The sequence below is a fragment of the Taibaiella koreensis genome, assembly GCF_003545715.1.
Taxonomy (GTDB): domain Bacteria; phylum Bacteroidota; class Bacteroidia; order Chitinophagales; family Chitinophagaceae; genus Taibaiella; species Taibaiella koreensis.
Map to the genome: position 1 here is coordinate 410,117 of NZ_QVNU01000007.1, position 17,737 is coordinate 427,853.

7 protein-coding genes are annotated in these 17,737 nt (G+C 51.9%); 4 read left to right on the plus strand and 3 right to left on the minus strand.

What is annotated here, in order from left to right; all coding sequences use genetic code 11:
• Positions 1-233 precede the first annotated feature (233 nt).
• From glgX to treY, 3 genes are read left to right on the plus strand one after another with little or no spacing between them, the layout of a single operon-like run.
• Positions 234-2,399 (plus strand): glycogen debranching protein GlgX, encoded by a 2,166-nt coding sequence (glgX, locus tag DZK30_RS21980; protein ID WP_240432971.1) that lies wholly within the window; start codon positions 234-236, stop codon positions 2,397-2,399.
• The gene (treZ, locus tag DZK30_RS21985) at positions 2,400-4,253 is read left to right on the plus strand and encodes a malto-oligosyltrehalose trehalohydrolase (RefSeq protein WP_118976335.1); all 1,854 of its coding nucleotides are present in this window, start codon (positions 2,400-2,402) and stop codon (positions 4,251-4,253) included.
• Complete coding sequence (treY, locus tag DZK30_RS21990; RefSeq protein ID WP_118976336.1) at positions 4,240-8,388, plus strand: malto-oligosyltrehalose synthase; 4,149 nt, start codon at positions 4,240-4,242, stop codon at positions 8,386-8,388. The genes treZ and treY overlap by 14 nt, the downstream gene beginning before the upstream one ends.
• A 22-nt stretch (positions 8,389-8,410) precedes the next feature.
• Here the strand turns inward: treY and glgB are convergent, their stop codons facing one another.
• From glgB to DZK30_RS22005, 3 genes are read right to left on the minus strand one after another with little or no spacing between them, the layout of a single operon-like run.
• Positions 8,411-10,399 carry a 1,4-alpha-glucan branching protein GlgB gene (glgB, locus tag DZK30_RS21995; RefSeq protein ID WP_118976337.1) on the minus strand — a complete coding sequence of 663 codons (1,989 nt, stop codon included), beginning with the start codon at positions 10,397-10,399 and terminating at the stop codon, positions 8,411-8,413.
• Positions 10,368-13,718 carry a maltose alpha-D-glucosyltransferase gene (treS, locus tag DZK30_RS22000; RefSeq protein ID WP_118976338.1) on the minus strand — a complete coding sequence of 1,117 codons (3,351 nt, stop codon included), beginning with the start codon at positions 13,716-13,718 and terminating at the stop codon, positions 10,368-10,370. Before treS ends, glgB begins: the two co-directional genes overlap by 32 nt.
• A 26-nt stretch (positions 13,719-13,744) precedes the next feature.
• On the minus strand, positions 13,745-15,718 hold the full coding sequence (locus DZK30_RS22005) for an alpha-1,4-glucan--maltose-1-phosphate maltosyltransferase (RefSeq protein WP_118976380.1): 1,974 nt from the start codon (positions 15,716-15,718) through the stop codon (positions 13,745-13,747).
• A gap of 332 nt (positions 15,719-16,050) precedes the next feature.
• On the opposite strand from DZK30_RS22005, the gene DZK30_RS22010 reads away from it, so the two are divergent.
• Entirely contained in the window at positions 16,051-17,643 is a 1,593-nt protein-coding gene (locus DZK30_RS22010; protein ID WP_118976339.1) for a bifunctional alpha,alpha-trehalose-phosphate synthase (UDP-forming)/trehalose-phosphatase, read from the plus strand.
• The last annotated feature ends 94 nt before the right edge of the window (positions 17,644-17,737 follow it).

The window sequence follows — 17,737 nt, forward strand, 5'->3', positions numbered from 1 at the left end:
AAAGGAGCAGGCGATCGCCTACTCCCGGTTAGTGCTGGTGATGGTTAGGCTATTGCCTTATTTTAATAAGTTTATCGGTTTTGATAGGCCGGCCAGGAGTGGTTAAAATGCTTTTCAAAGCAGTTTAAACGATACGTCTGACGGTAATGTTTTATGAGCGAAAGGCATTTGTCTGTAACGATGGCACCTTATAAAAAGGGAGTTGATAAGGAATCGTTATACTAAGGAGATGAATGATGTGGCCGCCCAACAATAACGATATTGTGTTGTTGATCTTCCCTATGGAATTGAAAACGTATACAGGGTTTCCTTTTCCCCTGGGTGCCACCTGGGATGGCAAAGGCGTTAATTTCTCATTGTTCTCCGACAATGCTACAGCAGTGGAAGTCTGCCTTTTTGATAGCAAGAACGATACGGTGCCATCGGCCTGTCTGCGCATGACGGATCGTACCTATAGTGTATGGCATGTATATGTACCTGGAATAAAACCCTGCCAGCTATACGGGTTCCGGGTGCATGGGCCTTACCAGCCCGAAGAAGGGTTGCGGTTTAATCCCCATAAACTGCTGATCGATCCCAATGGCAAGGCTATATCGGGCGTACTGGAATGGCACGATGCTTTATTTGGCTACGAAGTAGGAAGCAAGGAAAAGGACATGAAGATGAGCACGACGGATAGCGCTCCTTATATGCCGAAAGCGATTGTAGTAGCCAACGATTTTGATTGGGAAGAGGATAAGCCATTAAATATCCCATATCAGAATACGATTATCTACGAGGCCCATGTGAAAGGATATACCTGGCTCAACCCGGAAATACCGGAAGCGATAAGGGGTACTTATGCGGCCATCGCTCATCCCGCTTCTATTAAGTACCTGCAGGAGCTAGGCATTACGGCTATTGAGCTGATGCCGGTGCATCATTTTGTTACCGATCGCTACCTGCAGGACAAAGGCCTGATCAATTACTGGGGCTATAACACCATCAATTATTATGCGCCCGATATCCGCTATTCTTCGTCACCCGAATGCGGCGGACAGATCAACGAATTCAAGCAAATGGTAAAGGACCTGCACAAGGCCGGGATCGAAGTGATCCTGGATGTGGTCTATAACCATACGGGCGAGGGGAGCGAGCTCGGACCTACCTTGTCGTTCCGGGGAATCGACAACGCGTCCTATTATCGTTTGCAGGATGACAAGCGTTATTACATGGACTATACCGGCACCGGCAATACCCTCAACACTGTCCAGCCCAATGTGCTGCGCATGATCATGGACAGCCTGCGCTATTGGATACTGGATATGCATGTGGACGGCTTCCGCTTCGACCTGGCGTCGACGCTGGCCCGTGAGTTGCACGAGGTGGATCGCCTGGGATCGTTCTTCGATATCATTCACCAGGACCCTGTTATTTCACAGGTCAAGCTGATCGCCGAGCCCTGGGATGTAGGCGAGGGCGGCTACCAGGTAGGCAAGTTCCCGCCGGGCTGGGCCGAATGGAACGGAATGTTCCGGGATTGTATACGGGACTACTGGCGTGGCGCCGACAGCATGCTGGCTGAATTTGCCGGCCGCTTTACCGGTTCGGCCGACCTCTATAAAGACGATCGTTATCCCACGGCGAGCATCAATTTCGTTACGGCCCACGATGGTTTCACCATGCACGACCTGGTCTCTTATAACGAAAAGCATAACGAGGCGAATGGTGAGGAGAACCATGATGGTGAAAGCCATAACCGGAGTTGGAATTGCGGAGAAGAAGGTGATACAGAAGATGAAGCTGTTCTGAAGCTCCGGCGCCGGCAGGTACGTAATTTCATGACGACGCTTTTTTTATCGCAAGGCGTTCCGATGTTGCTGGCGGGCGACGAGATCGGCCGCACGCAAAAAGGTAACAACAACGCCTATTGCCAGGACAATGAAATATCATGGATGGACTGGCCCAATAAAGATGAAGCCCTGCTGGCCTTTACGCAAAAGCTGATATGGATCAGGAAGGAGCATCCGATCTTTTGCCGTACACGTTGGTTCAAAGGAGCAAAGGTGAAAGGCGGCGCGGTGGCCGATATTGCCTGGTTCCTGCCGGAAGGAAAAGAGATGACCGAAGAGAACTGGAACCACGATTATGCAAAGTCGCTGGCTGTGTTCCTGAACGGGCAGGGGATCAATGCCCATACGTACGAATGTGCGCCCATTATAGACAGTCATTTCTATATCATTTTCAATGCCCACTATGAAGACCTGGTATACCGGTTGCCTGAGGCAATTTACGGCGAGCAGTGGTTAAAGATCGTCGATACAGCATTGGAAGAAGACGACCAGCAGGTGTACCGTTATGGCCAGGAGCTGACGGCGGCAGCCCGCTCAGTTATTGTCTTACAGCAAAAGACCCAATAAATGAACCAGCCAGAAATTAAAAGAAGAATGCTTGGCGTCCATTTCCGGGAGGGCGTTGCCGAAGTGTTGCTTTGGGCGCCTAACGCCAGGGAAAGTGTGGTATTGCACAATGAGAGTACCGGCGAGCAGTTACCGTTGGAAAAAGGAGCGCTCGGCTATTGGCACTTAAGGACAGACCGTATACGCGACGATGACCTGTACCGCGTCGCTATTGATGGCGCAAAACCTTTGCCCGACCCAGTATCGCTGTCACAGCCCGATGGTGTGCATGGGCCTTCGCAGGCGTTGGACCTGCTTCAATTTCCATGGACCGATGAACACTGGCACAACCCGGACTTTGGTGATTATATCATTTATGAGTTGCATACCGGCACCTTCAGCGAAGAAGGTAATTTCAACGGCATCACCGGAAAGCTCGATCACCTGAAAAGCCTGGGCATCAATGCCATCGAGCTAATGCCCGTGGCGCAGTTTCCAGGGAGGCGTAACTGGGGCTACGACGGCGTTTATCCATTTGCTGTACAGGAAAGCTATGGCGGTGCGCGGGCGCTGCAGGAGCTGGTGGATCATTGCCATAGCAAAGGCTTTGCCGTTATCCTGGACGTGGTGTACAACCACCTGGGTCCCGAAGGCAATTACCTCAGGGCTTATGGACCTTACTTTACAGACCGGTATAAGACGCCCTGGGGTGAAGCGGTGAATTTTGACGACGCCTGGTGCGACCCGGTGCGTCGCTTTTTTATTGAGAATGCCTTGATGTGGCTTCGCGACTTTCACATTGACGCGCTGCGGCTGGACGCAGTGCATGCGATACGGGATTTTAGCCCGGTACACATTGTCAAAGCCATAAATGATGCGGTGATGCTGCTTGAAAGCCTTTCTGGTACCCGGAAATACCTGATCGCGGAAACGGATCTCAACGACAGCCGATTTGTGCGGCCACTGGCAGAGCAAGGATACGGGCTCAGGGCGCAATGGAGCGATGAGTTTCATCATGCCTTAAGGGTCGCTGCCGGCCAGGCACGGGAAGGATACTACGCCGACTTTAATGGCCTGGAAGATCTTGCGGTGTCGATGAAAAATGCCTATGTCTTTACCGGCCAGTATTCCGGGCACCGGCACCGGAATTTCGGCACGCCGACCTGGGGCATTAGCGGCGATCATTTTGTCGTGTTTGCCCAAAATCATGACCAGGTGGGCAACCGGATGCTGGGCGAGCGCCTGTCCGCTTTGGTGGACTACGAAATGCAGAAGCTGCTGGCTGCCGTTGTGCTGACAGCACCCTTCGTTCCTTTATTGTTTATGGGCGAAGAGTGGGGCGCAACCACGCCTTTCCTGTATTTCACCGATCACGGGGATAAGGACCTGATCCGGGCAGTGGAAGAAGGTCGAAAAGCAGAGTTCGCTGCCTTTCAGCACGAAGGCATACCCTTTCCCGCCAACGAAGAAGGCACGTCCCTTCGTTCGCGGCTGGACTGGTCCGAAAGGACAGGCAAGGCACAAGATACTTTGTTCCGGTACTATGCCCGGCTGATCGGGTTGCGGCAAGCCCATCCGGCCCTGAAGCACTATGAGCGGTCCGCCGTTGAGGTGCTTTGCGATACAGACAAAGGAACGCTTATCCTGGAGCGGTCTTACAAAGAGCAGCATGTATATTGCCTGTTCAACTTCTCTACACAGCCACATGAAGTGCGGTTACGGCCCGAGCTATTTCCCTTACAAGTGCTCCTGTGTTCTTCCGATAAGACCTGGATGGGCGATGCCGATAGCTATCCGCGATACGATCACGACACGCTGCTGACCCTTCAACCCCGATCTGCCATTATTCTCGCCAACTACCATGTACCTTCCTGAAGCAACATACCGGATACAGTTCAGTAAGCAGTTCACCTTTGCCCGTCTGCGTACGGTGATTCCTTACCTGCACCAGCTCGGCATCAGTACCGTATATGCGTCGCCCATATTTGCCGCAGTGCCGGGATCGACGCATGGCTACGACGGTATCGATCCCAATGCGATCAATCCTGAGATCGGCACCCTGGCCGAATTGCGTGAGATCGCATCGGCGCTGAAACAACGGGGAATGGGATGGGTCCAGGATTTTGTACCCAATCATATGGCCTTTTCGCCGCTCAATCCCTGGCTTTGCGATTTTCTGGAAAAAGGAAAGATGTCCTTTTACGATCACTATTTTGATAAGAATCCCGATGAGCCGCTGATGGCGCCCTTCTTGGGCCGCCCTTTCCCCGAAGTGCTGGATGCGGGCGAGCTGGAAGTGGTTTATGAAAAGGGTCGTCTCCGGCTGCGCTATTTCGATAATTGCTATCCGCTCAATTATACCGCCTGCTATGATATCCTCTATCACGAGTATTTCGATGATCTTCCTTTTGGGCAGGTGCGGCAGCAACTGGACCAGCTGTCGGAGGTTACAGAAAGCGAGGCTTTCCAGGATACCTGGGAGCTTTTGCTGAATCACCTGGATTGGTCGCTGGCAGATACAGCTGTTAGCAAGCGCTTCACACAGGGGCTTGCCCTCATCAGTGAAAATAAGGTATTGCTACAGCGCTTATGTGAACAGCAATTTTACCGGCTATGCTATTGGCAGGAAACAGATGAGCGGATCAATTACCGCCGTTTTTTTACCATCAATAGCCTTATCGGGATGAATATGCAGCATCCCGATGTGTTTGACCATTACCACCGGCTGTTGCTCCAGCTGATAGATGAAGAAGTGATCCAGGGGATCCGCATTGACCATATAGACGGTTTATACGACCCTGATGCTTACCTGGACCAGTTGCGGCAACATGCAGGTCCCGGCGCATATGTTGTTGTGGAAAAGATACTGGCGGCAGAGGAGCGGCTTCCCGCTGTGTGGCCGGTACAGGGAACTACCGGATACGATTTCCTGGCATCGGTCAACCAGGTGTTGACGAGCTGTGCGGCGGAAAAAACATTTACCCATCTCTATGAGACCCTGGCGCCCGGTGAAGGACCGGTGCAGCAGCAGGTTTACCGTTATAAGCGGAAAATACTGGACGTGCATATGCAGGGAGAGCTCAGTAACCTGCTGCGGTTATGGGTAGCCCTGCCTGAAATGCAGCTGCCTGCAGGTATCGGCGAGGGATCTTTAAAAGAACTGTTCACGGTCTTATTGGTTTGCTGTCCCGTTTATCGTTTTTATCCGAATAAGCTGCCGTTCAGCAAAACAGAGCAGGAGCAGTTTGAGCGCTTGTTGTCGTTGGCCGGCCACATGGGATCGGTCGGCGGCGAAGCGCTTTCCTTTTTCGAAAGCTGCTTTATGCCCGATGCCTTAAGCGATGTGACTTACCGGGAACGCCTGCTGCATTTCTGGCGTCGCTTTATGCAGTTGAGCGGGCCGCTTATGGCCAAAGGTGTCGAAGACACGTTTATGTACAACTACTTGCGGTTCCCTGCGCATAATGAGGTAGGAGACAGTCCGGAAAGCTTTGGTATCAGCGTCGCTGTCTTTCATGAACGTATGCAGCGGCGACAGCAGGAAACACCGTTCGCACTGAATGCTACGGCGACGCACGATACCAAAAGAGGAGAAGAAACAAGAGCCCGGTTGCGGGCAACCAGCCATGATCCCGAAGCCTGGAAAAATGATGTCAATCGTTGGCTGCAAGGGGCCAAAGACAGCGCAGGTTCGCTAAGTGCCAAAGACAGCGCAGGTTCGCTAAGTGCCAAAGATCAGTATATGGTGCTTCTGGCCGTATATGGTAGCCTGCCTTTGGAAAAAACCGGTGAGGAAGACTACGCAGAAAGGTTATCGGAGTATCTGCAAAAGGCTGCAAGGGAAGCCAAAAGCCATTCCTCCTGGGAGAACCCCGATGAAGCCTATGAAAGCGAGTTGATCCGCTATGGTCTTGTACTGGCAGATGGTACTACAGTTGTGGGACAGGCTATAAGGAATAGGCTAAAGCAACAATGTGATGAGATAAAACGGCAGTCTCTTTCTCAGCTGGTGTTGCAATGCACCTGTCCTGGCATACCGGATATCTACCAGGGTACGGAATATCCCGACCTGAGCTTTGTGGATCCGGACAACCGGCGCCCTGTCGACTATGAAGACAGGTGGCAGCTGCTGCGACGTATAGTGGAAAATAATGTTGCAGACTTATCATGGTTAAAGGAGGAAACGCAGGCAGCGAAGAAGCTGTTTGCCCTGCATCGTCTGCTGCAGCTGCGGCATACCTGGCCCGAGGTGTTTAATCTCGGGTTGTACGAACCGCTGACGAGCCACGGGCCCTATCTTTCCTTTTTACGTCGTTACGAAAAACGGTGGGTATGGGTGGTCTTACCGTTAGCACCAACACCGGGTATTGAGAGCAAAGCGCCTGAGCCGCCTCCGGGTGCGCCAGTACAATGGGAAGCCCTCTTTACCGGAATGGTCATGTCTGCCGATCAGATCGATTGGCGGGCGCAGCTGGCCGTGTTTCCGGTGGCGGTCTTTACCGGCGTGATCCCTGATCGTGGCCGTAACGCAGGTGCGCTGTTACCGCTTTTCTCAGTTCCTTCGGAGCAGGGTATTGGTAGCCTGGGCCAGAGCGCGCAGGAATGGGTCCGGTTCCTTTCCCGGTCGGGGCAGCGGATCTGGCAGCTATTACCACTCAATCCTATATCGGAAGCAAGCGGATGGTCGCCTTATGCCGCCAGCTCGGCTTTTGCGGGCGAGCCTTTGTATATCGATATGGCGTTGTTGGTTGCAGATGGATTGCTATGCGGAAATGATAGTAAAAACACGGCCTGGTCCCAAAGTACAAAAGTGTCTTATAAGGAAATATGGGAATGGAAAGCCGCTTTGTTGTGGCAGGCCTGGAAAACCTTTCTTCTGGATGATTTCCTTATACTGAAAAGAGATTTCGCATGCTTTCTCAAGGAGCAGGTATTTTGGCTGGAAGATTATGCATTGTTTGTGGTGCTCAAACAAAAATATAAAGACGCACCCTGGTACGAATGGCCGGAGCCCCTACGGGACAGGCATCGGCCGGCCCTGGACGCGATCAAAGAAGAGGATAGGGAAGCCATAGACTATGAGCAGTGGCTGCAATTCCTTTTCTTCCGGCAGTGGCGTCAGTTGAAGCATGTCGCCGTGCAATACGGTGTGGCGTTGATGGGTGACCTGCCTTTTTATATGAATCATGATTCGGTGGATACCTGGGTACATCGCCGTTGCTTTATGGTAGATGCCGGAGGCCACAAGCAGGCGCAGGCCGGCGTACCCCCCGACTATTTCAGCGAAACCGGCCAACTGTGGGGGATGCCTACTTACAATTGGGATGCCCTGCGTAAAGAGGGTTATTCCTGGTGGCTACAACGGCTTGCAGCCAATATTGCCATGTACGACCTGGTACGGCTGGATCATTTCCGTGCCTTTTATGATTACTGGGAGCTGCCGGGCAATGCCGTTACGGCTGTGGATGGTCAATGGCGTGCCGGACCCCGGGATCACCTGTTTGCGCTGCTGCAGCAAGCTTTCCCTACAATGCCTTTTGTTGCTGAAGATCTCGGCGATCTCCACCAGGAGGTATTCGATTTCAAAGATCATTACCAGCTACCCGGCATGCGTGTGTTGCAGTTTGGTTTCAGTGGCGATGACAGTACACTGCGTGATCTGCCGCACAATTTCGACAGGCAATCGGTGGTCTATACCGGCACTCATGATAACGATACGACGCTGGGTTGGTACCGGCAGCTGGATGCCGATGCGAAGGCCGCTTTGTCGGCCTATTCCGGTTTTGATATTACAGAAAATAATGTCGCAGAGGCAATGTGCCGCATGGCTTACGCATCCGTAGCCCGTATTCTTATTTTGCCGCTTCAGGATATATTGGGACTTGATTCGGACAGTCGTATCAATGTACCGGCAACTACGGACGGTAACTGGAACTGGCGGCTGAAGCAATTACCGGACGAAACGATCGCCCGGCATTTACGGGAATGGGTAAGACGCTATAATCGTTAAACGCTTGTTCCCTGATGTAATGTTACGATTCAAATTGTTCCTCTTGTATCGGCACATTGCTGCCTTCTGGTTGCAGCACCAGCAGTGCCAGTGGCGGCAATGTTAGCGATACGGAGCAAGACCTGCCGTGCATCGGCTGTTTGACCGGGTACAATAAGTCTGCATGGCGCACATCGCTGCCGCCATACTTTGCGTTATCTGTATTCAGCCGTTCCTTTAGGGGCCTTTCGCCGGGTACGCCCAGTTCATATTGCCGTAGTACACGCGGCGTGGCATTGGCGATGAACAGCAGGTAATCATCCTCTGTTTTCCCTTTTCGCATCCAGCAGAAGACGCTGTTTTGTGTATCGTTGAAATCGATCCACTCAAAGCCTTCAGGACTGTAATTATTCTGGTACAGCGCCGGTTCGCTTGTGTACAGGTGATTAAGATCGCGTACCAGTTCCGATATTCCTTTATGAAAAGGATGATCCAGCTGATGCCAGCTGAGACTGTGATCGTGCCGCCATTCGTGGTCCTGGCCCCATTCGTCGCCCATGAACAGCAGCTTGGCGCCGGGGTGCCCGAACATGTAACCGTAGAGCAGCCGCAGGTTGGCTGTACGTTGCCATTCGTCGCCCGGCATTTTGGCGATCAGGGCTCCTTTGCCATGTACCACTTCATCGTGCGATAGGGGAAGGACGAAACGCTCGGAATAAGCATAGTGCATGCTGAACGTAAGCTGGTGCTGATGAAAAGAACGGTAAACGGGATCTTTATGGAAATACGCCAGCGTATCGTGCATCCAGCCCATCATCCACTTAAAGTCGAAGCCCAGGCCGCCTTCGGCGATGGGCTGCGTTACGCCGGGAAAGGCCGTCGATTCTTCGGCTATGGTAAATGTTCCTGGCTGTAAGGTATGCACGGCATCATTGAGCTGCTGCAGGAAGTAGATCGCCTCCAGGTTTTCCCTGCCGCCCAGATGATTAGGTATCCACTCACCCTCTTTGCGGGAATAATCACGGTAGAGCATAGAAGCAACCGCATCCACGCGCAGGCCGTCAATATGAAATTCGGCGAGCCAGTAAATAGCATTAGAGATCAGGAAGGATCTTACCTCGTTGCGGCCGTAGTTGAAAATATAGCTCTGCCAGTCGGGGTGATAACCTTCCCTGGGGTCGGCATGCTCGTATAAATGGGTGCCGTCGAAATGAAACAGCCCATGAGCGTCGCCCGGGAAATGCGAGGGTACCCAATCCAGGATAACGCCGATATGACTTTCGTGCAAGGCATTGACCAGGTAGCGGAAATCATCGGGTGTTCCAAATCGTGCGGAAGGCGCAAAATAACCGGTTAGCTGGTAACCCCAACTGCCGAAAAAAGGATGTTCCATAACGGGCAGGAACTCTACGTGTGTAAACCCCATAGTCCCGCAATAAGAAGGTAGCCATTCGGCAACCTCGCGATAGCTCATCCATCGGTCGCCTTCTTCGGTTATCCTGCGCCAGGAACCGATATGCATCTCATAAATACTGAGCGGTATCCCGGTAATGGGTTCCTGATCTCGCTGTGCCATCCAGGCTTCGTCATTCCAGGTAAAGCAGGAGGGAGCGCTGATACGGGATGCAGTATGGGGTGGCATTTCCATTTCAAAGCTGAAAGGATCCGCTTTGTCGGCATTGGATCCCGAAGCATTACCGATATGGAATTTATAAAGCGCGCCTGCAGGTACGTTGGGGACATATAGTTCCCAGATACCGCTGCTATCCCATCGGGGCTGTAGCTTATGGCTGCTCTTGTCCCAGTGGTTGAAGTCGCCGATCACCGATACATAATTGGCGCCCGGCGCCCATACAGAAAACAAAATACCCTGCCGGCCGTTGTGGGCGAAGGGTTGCGCTCCGAGATGCTTATACAGCATATAATGGCGCCCTTCGCGGAAAAGGCTGATATCGAATTCCGAAAGCAGGCTGGGAGGTGCCGGCTCCACATCTGTCTTCTTATTGGGACGCTTTACTATCTGTGAGCTCATGTGCTGCCGTTTCGTTTTGAAGAATACTCATAATACCTTTTAAGGGGATCATTACCCAGCCGGGGCGGTTGTTCAATTCATAATTCAGCTCATAGAAAGCCTTAGACAACAGGAAGACATCAAGTAGTATACGGATATCTTCTTCTGCATCCGGTATTAAGCCTGTTCCCCTGGCCATTTCAAGATAAGCTTGCATAAAAAAGCTTGACATGTAATGGCTCCACAGCTCTGAATAAGGGGTCAGCTTCTGCACGTCCTCATTACGTGTTTCGCCTTCCAGGAAAAGACTGCCGTAAGCGGCATAGTGAAACGACCGGATCATGCCCGCCACATCTCTCAGGGAAGAGAACTTGAGCCGCCGTTCGCTGTAACTGCGGGCAGGTTCTCCTTCGAAATCGAGTATGACCAGGTCCTTTCCGGTAAATAAGATCTGCCCCAGGTGGTAATCGCCGTGGATCCTTATTTTCATCAGGTCGAGCTTGCGGCGATAGATAGCCTTCATGGCCGACATGATAGTGCTGCGGGATGCGATCACAGTTTGCGCTACCTCCCGGATGGAAACATCGAGGTTGGGCAGGTTTCTTTCCAGGTTATCGAAAGCTTCCCGTACCTGTGTAATGAGGCTGGAATAGATAGAGCGCTGGTAGTGCAGGGAATATGGCTCCGGGCGGAAGGCAGGATACCCCGTTGCCGACATCAGTTTCAAATGCATTTCAGCAGTGCGGATACCGATCAGGCGGGCCTGTGCCGCCAGGGAAGGATCGATAAGTTCCCGTATCTGGTCGGGAAGCTCTTCGAAGCGGCAGGGAGCCGTAATGGTACCGCATAAGTCCGTACCGGGAAGCTGATCGGCAGGCTGGGAAAGAATGAGGTCGTTATAAGCAGTAAGTTTCTCTTGCATATACAACCAGGCATCCCCGTGATTTTCGACCAGCTGCTGCACCATAGCCAGGGTAATATTTCCCTTCCCCGATATCCAGTCGACAGTACCCATAAAGGCCGGTGCATATTCAAATTGCAATGGCCCGGTCAGCATCCGGATCATTTCCTGGTCGGGGTTAATGTCATAATCCACCTTACGGTAGAGCTTCAGGTAAAATTTATCTTCGAAGATGACAGAAGTATTGCTTTGTTCGGCATGCAATAGTCTGGACTTAAGCTGCCGGCCTGTCGCAGCCGCTATTTCGCGAAGCGCCTCAGTGCTGTTACAAGATACTTTCATTCCCTTCAAATAGCCTTCGCCTGCTGCCAGCCGCTGCATCAGGTAGCGATGCAGCCGCGTATCATACAGGGCGTCGCATAGATAGCCTTCTTCTGCTCCCAGGCTAAGGTTGACGATAATGCTTTGCGGATAATCCCTCGTCATATCTTCTGCACTTCCTTTAGGAATAAACACCAGGGGTAGCTGATAGATCTCCGGGAAGCCGTAGTAATAGTGGACTTTGAGCAATAGCCATGCTACTGTCTGTGTACCCTCAACTACCAGGTTTTGCTGGTCTTCGAGCTCGATGTGATGGATCTCTCTTCCCTTCCCGCCGAACCAGCGCACCCGTTTCAGCCACTCGGGAAGGATCGTGTTGAGAAGCAACTCTCCTGACAGGCCTTCTGTGAGCGCATCAAAATGTTCCAGACTGTACTCGGGCAGGTCTTTTTCGGTGATCACGGCAGCGGATAGATTCTGCAGGGCAAACCATTGGAAGCTATGACCTCCCAGGGACAGAAAATAGCGTGTATCCTTGATCACCGGGAATTTATTCCTGCTTTGAAGTTCTATCGGCTGAAAGCCTTCAAACGCGTGCAGGTCCAGCTCTGCGGGTTGTGCATAGCGGGAAAGATTGACCACTACCAGCAAGGTCTCCTCTTCATAGCTACGAATAAAAGCCAGTATTTTGGGATTGTCGACCATCAGGAACCGGAAGTCGCCACGGCCAAAGGCCTTAAACTTCTTGCGGAGATCGATCATCCGCTTCATATACCAAAGCAGGGAGGAGGGATTGGCCGATTGCAACTCGACATTGACGATCTCGTAGTGGTACTCGGGGCTCAGGATCAGGGGCAGGTAAAGTTTTTGCGGATTGGCTTCGGAAAAGCCGCCGTTACGGTTTGGCGACCATTGCATGGGTGTACGTACGCCATCGCGGTCGCCAAGGTAGAAGTTGTCGCCCATGCCGATCTCGTCGCCGTAATAGATCACGGGCGTGCCGGGTAGTGATAGCAGCAGCGAATTGATAAGCTCTATCTTGCGGCGGTTGTTCTGCATCAGTGGCGCCAGGCGCTGGCGTATGCCCAGGTTGATACGGGCTTTCGGATCGGTAGCATATACTTTGTACATGTAGTCACGCTCCTCATCCGTCACCATTTCCAGTGTCAGCTCATCGTGATTACGCAGGAATATTGCCCACTGACAGTTGTCCGGTATGGCCGGCGTCTGGTCGAAGATATCCGTGATAGGGTAGCGGTCTTCCATTTGCAGGGCCATGAACATGCGGGGCATCACCGGGAAGTGATAATTCATATGGCACTCGTCGCCTTCACCGAAATAAGCCGCGGAGTCCTCAGGCCACATATTGGCTTCTGCGAGCAGTAACGTGTTGGGATAATGAGTGTCCACATGCCGGCGCAGGCGCTTCAGGAAGGCATGGGTTTCGGGCAGATTTTCGCAATTGGTTGCTTCTCTTTCAAACAGGTAGGGCACGGCGTCCAGCCGGAACCCATCCACGCCCAGCCCACACCAGAAGTCCAGTATACGGAAAACTTCGGCCTGGACTTCGGGGTTGTCAAAGTTAAGATCCGGTTGGTGGTGGAAGAAACGATGCCAGTAATACTGCTCCGCTACCGGGTCCCAGGTCCAGTTGCTGGTCTCGTAATCCTGGAAGATGATACGGGCGTCTTTATATTGTGCCGGGTTATCGGTCCATACATAGAAGCTGCGGTCAGGGCTGTCTTTGGGCGCCTGCCTTGCCTTTTGGAACCAGGGATGCTGGTCTGAAGTATGATTGATCACCAGCTCGGTGATCACTTTAAGCCCACGTTGATGCGCTGCGGTCAGGAATTCGCGGAAAAGGTCCACGTCGCCGTAGGCCGGATTGAATGTATAATAATCGGCAATATCGTATCCGTCGTCTCTCAGCGGCGATGGGTAAAAAGGCAAAAGCCATATGGCCGTAATACCCAGGTCGCGCAGGTAGTCCAGCTTCTGCATCAATCCCTGCAGATCGCCTACGCCATCGCCGTTACTGTCGAAGAAGGCCTTAATGTGCAATTCGTAAATGATAGCGTCTTTATACCAATAGTGACGGTCGTCCTGTTCGCGGTTCATCGGTCTCAACTTGAGGGGGTGTTTAATTAAGATTGCGTGGGTTGGTTGGCTATGCTGAAAATGTGCGCCGGTTTGAACCCAGGTTCCAGGGCTACATAGTTCCAGTCCTGGTCCCATTGGTAATGTTCCTGGTTCAGCTCATCGGATAGATACAAGATATCGCCGCGGTCGCCAGTCAGCCTGGCCCTGGGCGTATGGATCCAGGCGCTTTGCGCGTGGTGCGGATCAAGGCTGATGACGATGAGCAGATGCTCCCCGTCTTCCTCGCTGTATTTGACATAAGCCATGATCTGCTCATTAGATGTATCGAGAAATTCGATATTATTGGTTTGCTGCAGGGCCCTGAACCTTTTCCTGATGTGGTTGATCTTTACGATCGCTCTGCTGATCGCCGTATCGGGAAGCGTATCCCAATGCCTGATCTCGTATTTTTCATTGTCGCTATATTCTTCCTTGCCTGGCATGAGCTTATTGATTCCTCTTTCAAATACCGGTCCGTAAATGCCGTAGCTCGAAGACAGTGTGGCTGCGAGCAATAAGCGGATCACATGCATGTTGTCGCCGCCGGTGACCAGGTGTTCCGGGAGAATATCGGGCGTGTTGGGCCAGAAATTGGGGCGGAAGAAATACTGCTGCGGTCCCTTAGTGAGCTCTGTCAGGTATTGTTGCAACTCCTGCTTGCTGTTGCGCCAGGTAAAATAAGTGTAAGATTGGGTAAAGCCGGCCATGGCCAGGTGTTCCATAATGTGTGGACGGGTAAATGCCTCCGCGAGGAAGATCACCTCTGGAAATTCCGCTCTTACCGATGAGATCAGCCATTCCCACAACCGCAACGATTTCGTATGGGGATTATCAACACGAAAAATGGTGACCCCTTTCCCGATCCAGAACAGGAAGATGCTGAGCAGCTCTTCCCACAAAGCGGGCCATTCGGTCGATTCAAAATCGAAAGGCAAAATGTCTTCATATTTTTTGGGCGGGTTCTCGGCAAACTGTACCGTACCGTTGGGCCGCCACCGGAACCATTCGGGATGCTGCTGGACATACGGATGGTCAGGCGCGCATTGAAATGCAATGTCCATGGCAATGTCAATCCCTTGCCGTTTGGCCTCCCGCACCAGGTTCTTAAAATCGGCCATGTTCCCCAATTGCGGGTGAATGCTCTTATGCCCGCCCTCTTCACTGCCGATGGCCCAGGGCGAACCAGGATCAGATTCCCCTGCGATAAGACTGTTGTTCTTTCCCTTACGTTTCTGCCTGCCGATAGGATGGATGGGTGGCAGGTAAAGCACGTCGAAGCCGGCGGCGGCCAGGTAAGGCAGTTGACGGGCAACGTCGGCGAAGGTCCCATGCTGGTCTGGTGCTGCTGCACAGCTTCTGGGGAACAGCTCATACCAGGTGCTGAATTGGGCGCGCGTGCGTTCGATATCGATAAAATAACTATCCGTTACACTGATGCGTTCTTTGGGTACAAGCAGAAGGAGGCAGTTGTACAGTTCCCCGGGTATATCTGAAGGCAGGATACCCTCGCGGCTGTCCAGGAATCCCTTTAATGTTTTTTCTTCTGCTTTTGAGGCTAGCTTCAACTGGTGTTGCAATAGCATGAACCCCCTTCTTTCTTCCAGCGTAGTATCGATACCGGCTTGCCGTTTCTTTTCCGTGGCGTCGCGCCAGCTATCCAACTCACTTATCCAGGCCTGGATTCTGAATTCCACCAGGCCGGTAATTTCGGGCTTATAGCTGGCTTGCCAGAGGTCGTTATGCACAAGCGTCATAGGGATCGCCTGCCAGGCTTTGCTTCCGGGTATTTTCAACAGCACACGGGCATAAAGCTTATCATGGCCATCGGCAATAATATTTGCTTTGAAGTACTGCAGGAAACCTTCGGCCCCTTTTGCCGGATATTGTCCTCCGTCTACGGCCGGCCTTACATTCTTGATCACGACTCTTTTGATACCGTCCGGTGGTATTGCCGGCGATACCCTGGCCTTCGTACTCATAATGGAATCGATTGTTTTAAGGATGGTCAGAAGTAACAACAACCGGTATAAAAGGTTAGCGCAGATAGGGTATAATCAGCCTGATATCGGATAGGTCCTGTCAATATTAAGATAACCTTACCATATGGGGAAATCCTTGCCCGGCATCGCTTCGGGGTCTTATTTACACAACCTGTGGCAATGTCCAAGCATGGAAAACAAACCTATATCTGCCGGCTTATCTGTAAGCAGCTGAATGTTTAACGATTGCAGAATTGTTGGTGCCGGGCGCCTTTAAGGAACGTTTTTTGCGGTATTATTTACCTCCGCTTTACCATTTAACCACCAAGCACATGATGAAGGAATCCAGGACGATAATTGTCTCTAACCGGCTGCCTGTAAAAATTACTTTGCAGGAGGGTGAGATATTGAGCCAGGGTAGCGAGGGTGGCCTGGCAACAGGCTTGTCCAGCATTTATGGTAAAGATAATACGATCTGGATCGGTTGGCCCGGCGTCTCCACCGGCGCAGAGGAATTCCGGCGCATCGAGGCACATCTCGAAAAGCAGCGCCTGGCGCCGGTTCCGCTAAGCACAAAGGAGGTCAGGGATTTTTATGAAGGCTTCTCCAATGAGACCCTATGGCCACTCTTTCATTACTTCCCAGATTATGCATGCTTCAAGGCAGATCAATGGGAAGTGTACAAAATGGTTAATCTGAGGTTTGCCGAGAAGATAGTGTCGCTGGCAGCGCCCGGAGACAAAATATGGATCCATGATTATCATTTGCTGCTGGTGCCCGATATGGTACGGGAACGGCTGCCGGGGGCATCGATAGGATTCTTTCAGCATATTCCTTTCCCCAATTTTGAAATGTTCCGTTTCCTGCCCTGGCGTAATGAGTTGATGAAAGGACTGCTCGGCGCAGATATTATCGGTTTTCATACGCAAATGGATGTTGATCATTTTATTGAAGTGACGCAGCAGCTAACAGATACAGGGTTCCTGGATGCTTCGGTATTGTCCAATGAGATACTGGTGGAAGACAGGACCATAACAGTAGAGGCCTTCCCGATGGGTATCGACTATGAAAAATACAGGAGCCTATCCTGCATGCCCATAGTAAAGAAGGTGCGGGATCGCATCCTTGATTTTTGTGGCAGTCGCAAACTGATGGTCTCTGTAGACCGGCTGGACTACAGTAAGGGTATCCTGCACCGGCTTAAAGCCTACGATCGTTTCCTGGAGCAGCATCCCGAATTTCATGAAAAAGTGATATTTATCCAGCTGATCGTGCCGTCGAGAGACCAGGTATCCCAGTACCACAAGCTTAAAGAAGAAGTCAACCAATTGGTTTCCGACATCAATACGCGTTATGGCGGGTTTGATTGGGAGCCCATCCGCTATTGGTATCGCTCGTTAGATCCGGAAATGTTATCGGGTCTCTATGCTGCGGCTGACGTGGCACTGGTAACGCCCTTGCGCGATGGCATGAACCTGGTGAGTAAAGAATACATCGCCAGCAAAACGGAATCGCCAGGCGTGCTGGTCCTCAGCGAGCTGGCTGGCGCTGCACAGGAGCTGACGCAGGCGTTGATCATTAACCCGCATAACGAGCAGGAATTGGCAGATGCCATTTTTGAAGGTTTGATCATGCCCGTGCGGGAGCAGCTGCGACGCCTTGGCGCCATGCAGCGAAGCCTGTCGCGCCATACAGTACAACGCTGGGCTGCCGGTTTCCTCGATGCGCTGGATAGGAATAAGACTGAGCAACATGCCTTCAATGAATATTTTTTCAGCAGGGAAATGGAGGAGCACATGTTGCAACAGTTCATTTCCCGCGATGATGTAGCGTCGATCATGGACCATCTGCAGCCGGAAGCAAATACACCGCCGCCTCCGATAGTAAGAGGCATTCCCATCCGTTCTCCTAAACGCGTTAGTTAACCGTATGCGGAGGGAAGGGGTTTCCTGACTTAGTCGTTATCCGAAGATAGCGAGGACATTTATTTGTGATAAGATATACCAATGTCACGCAGAT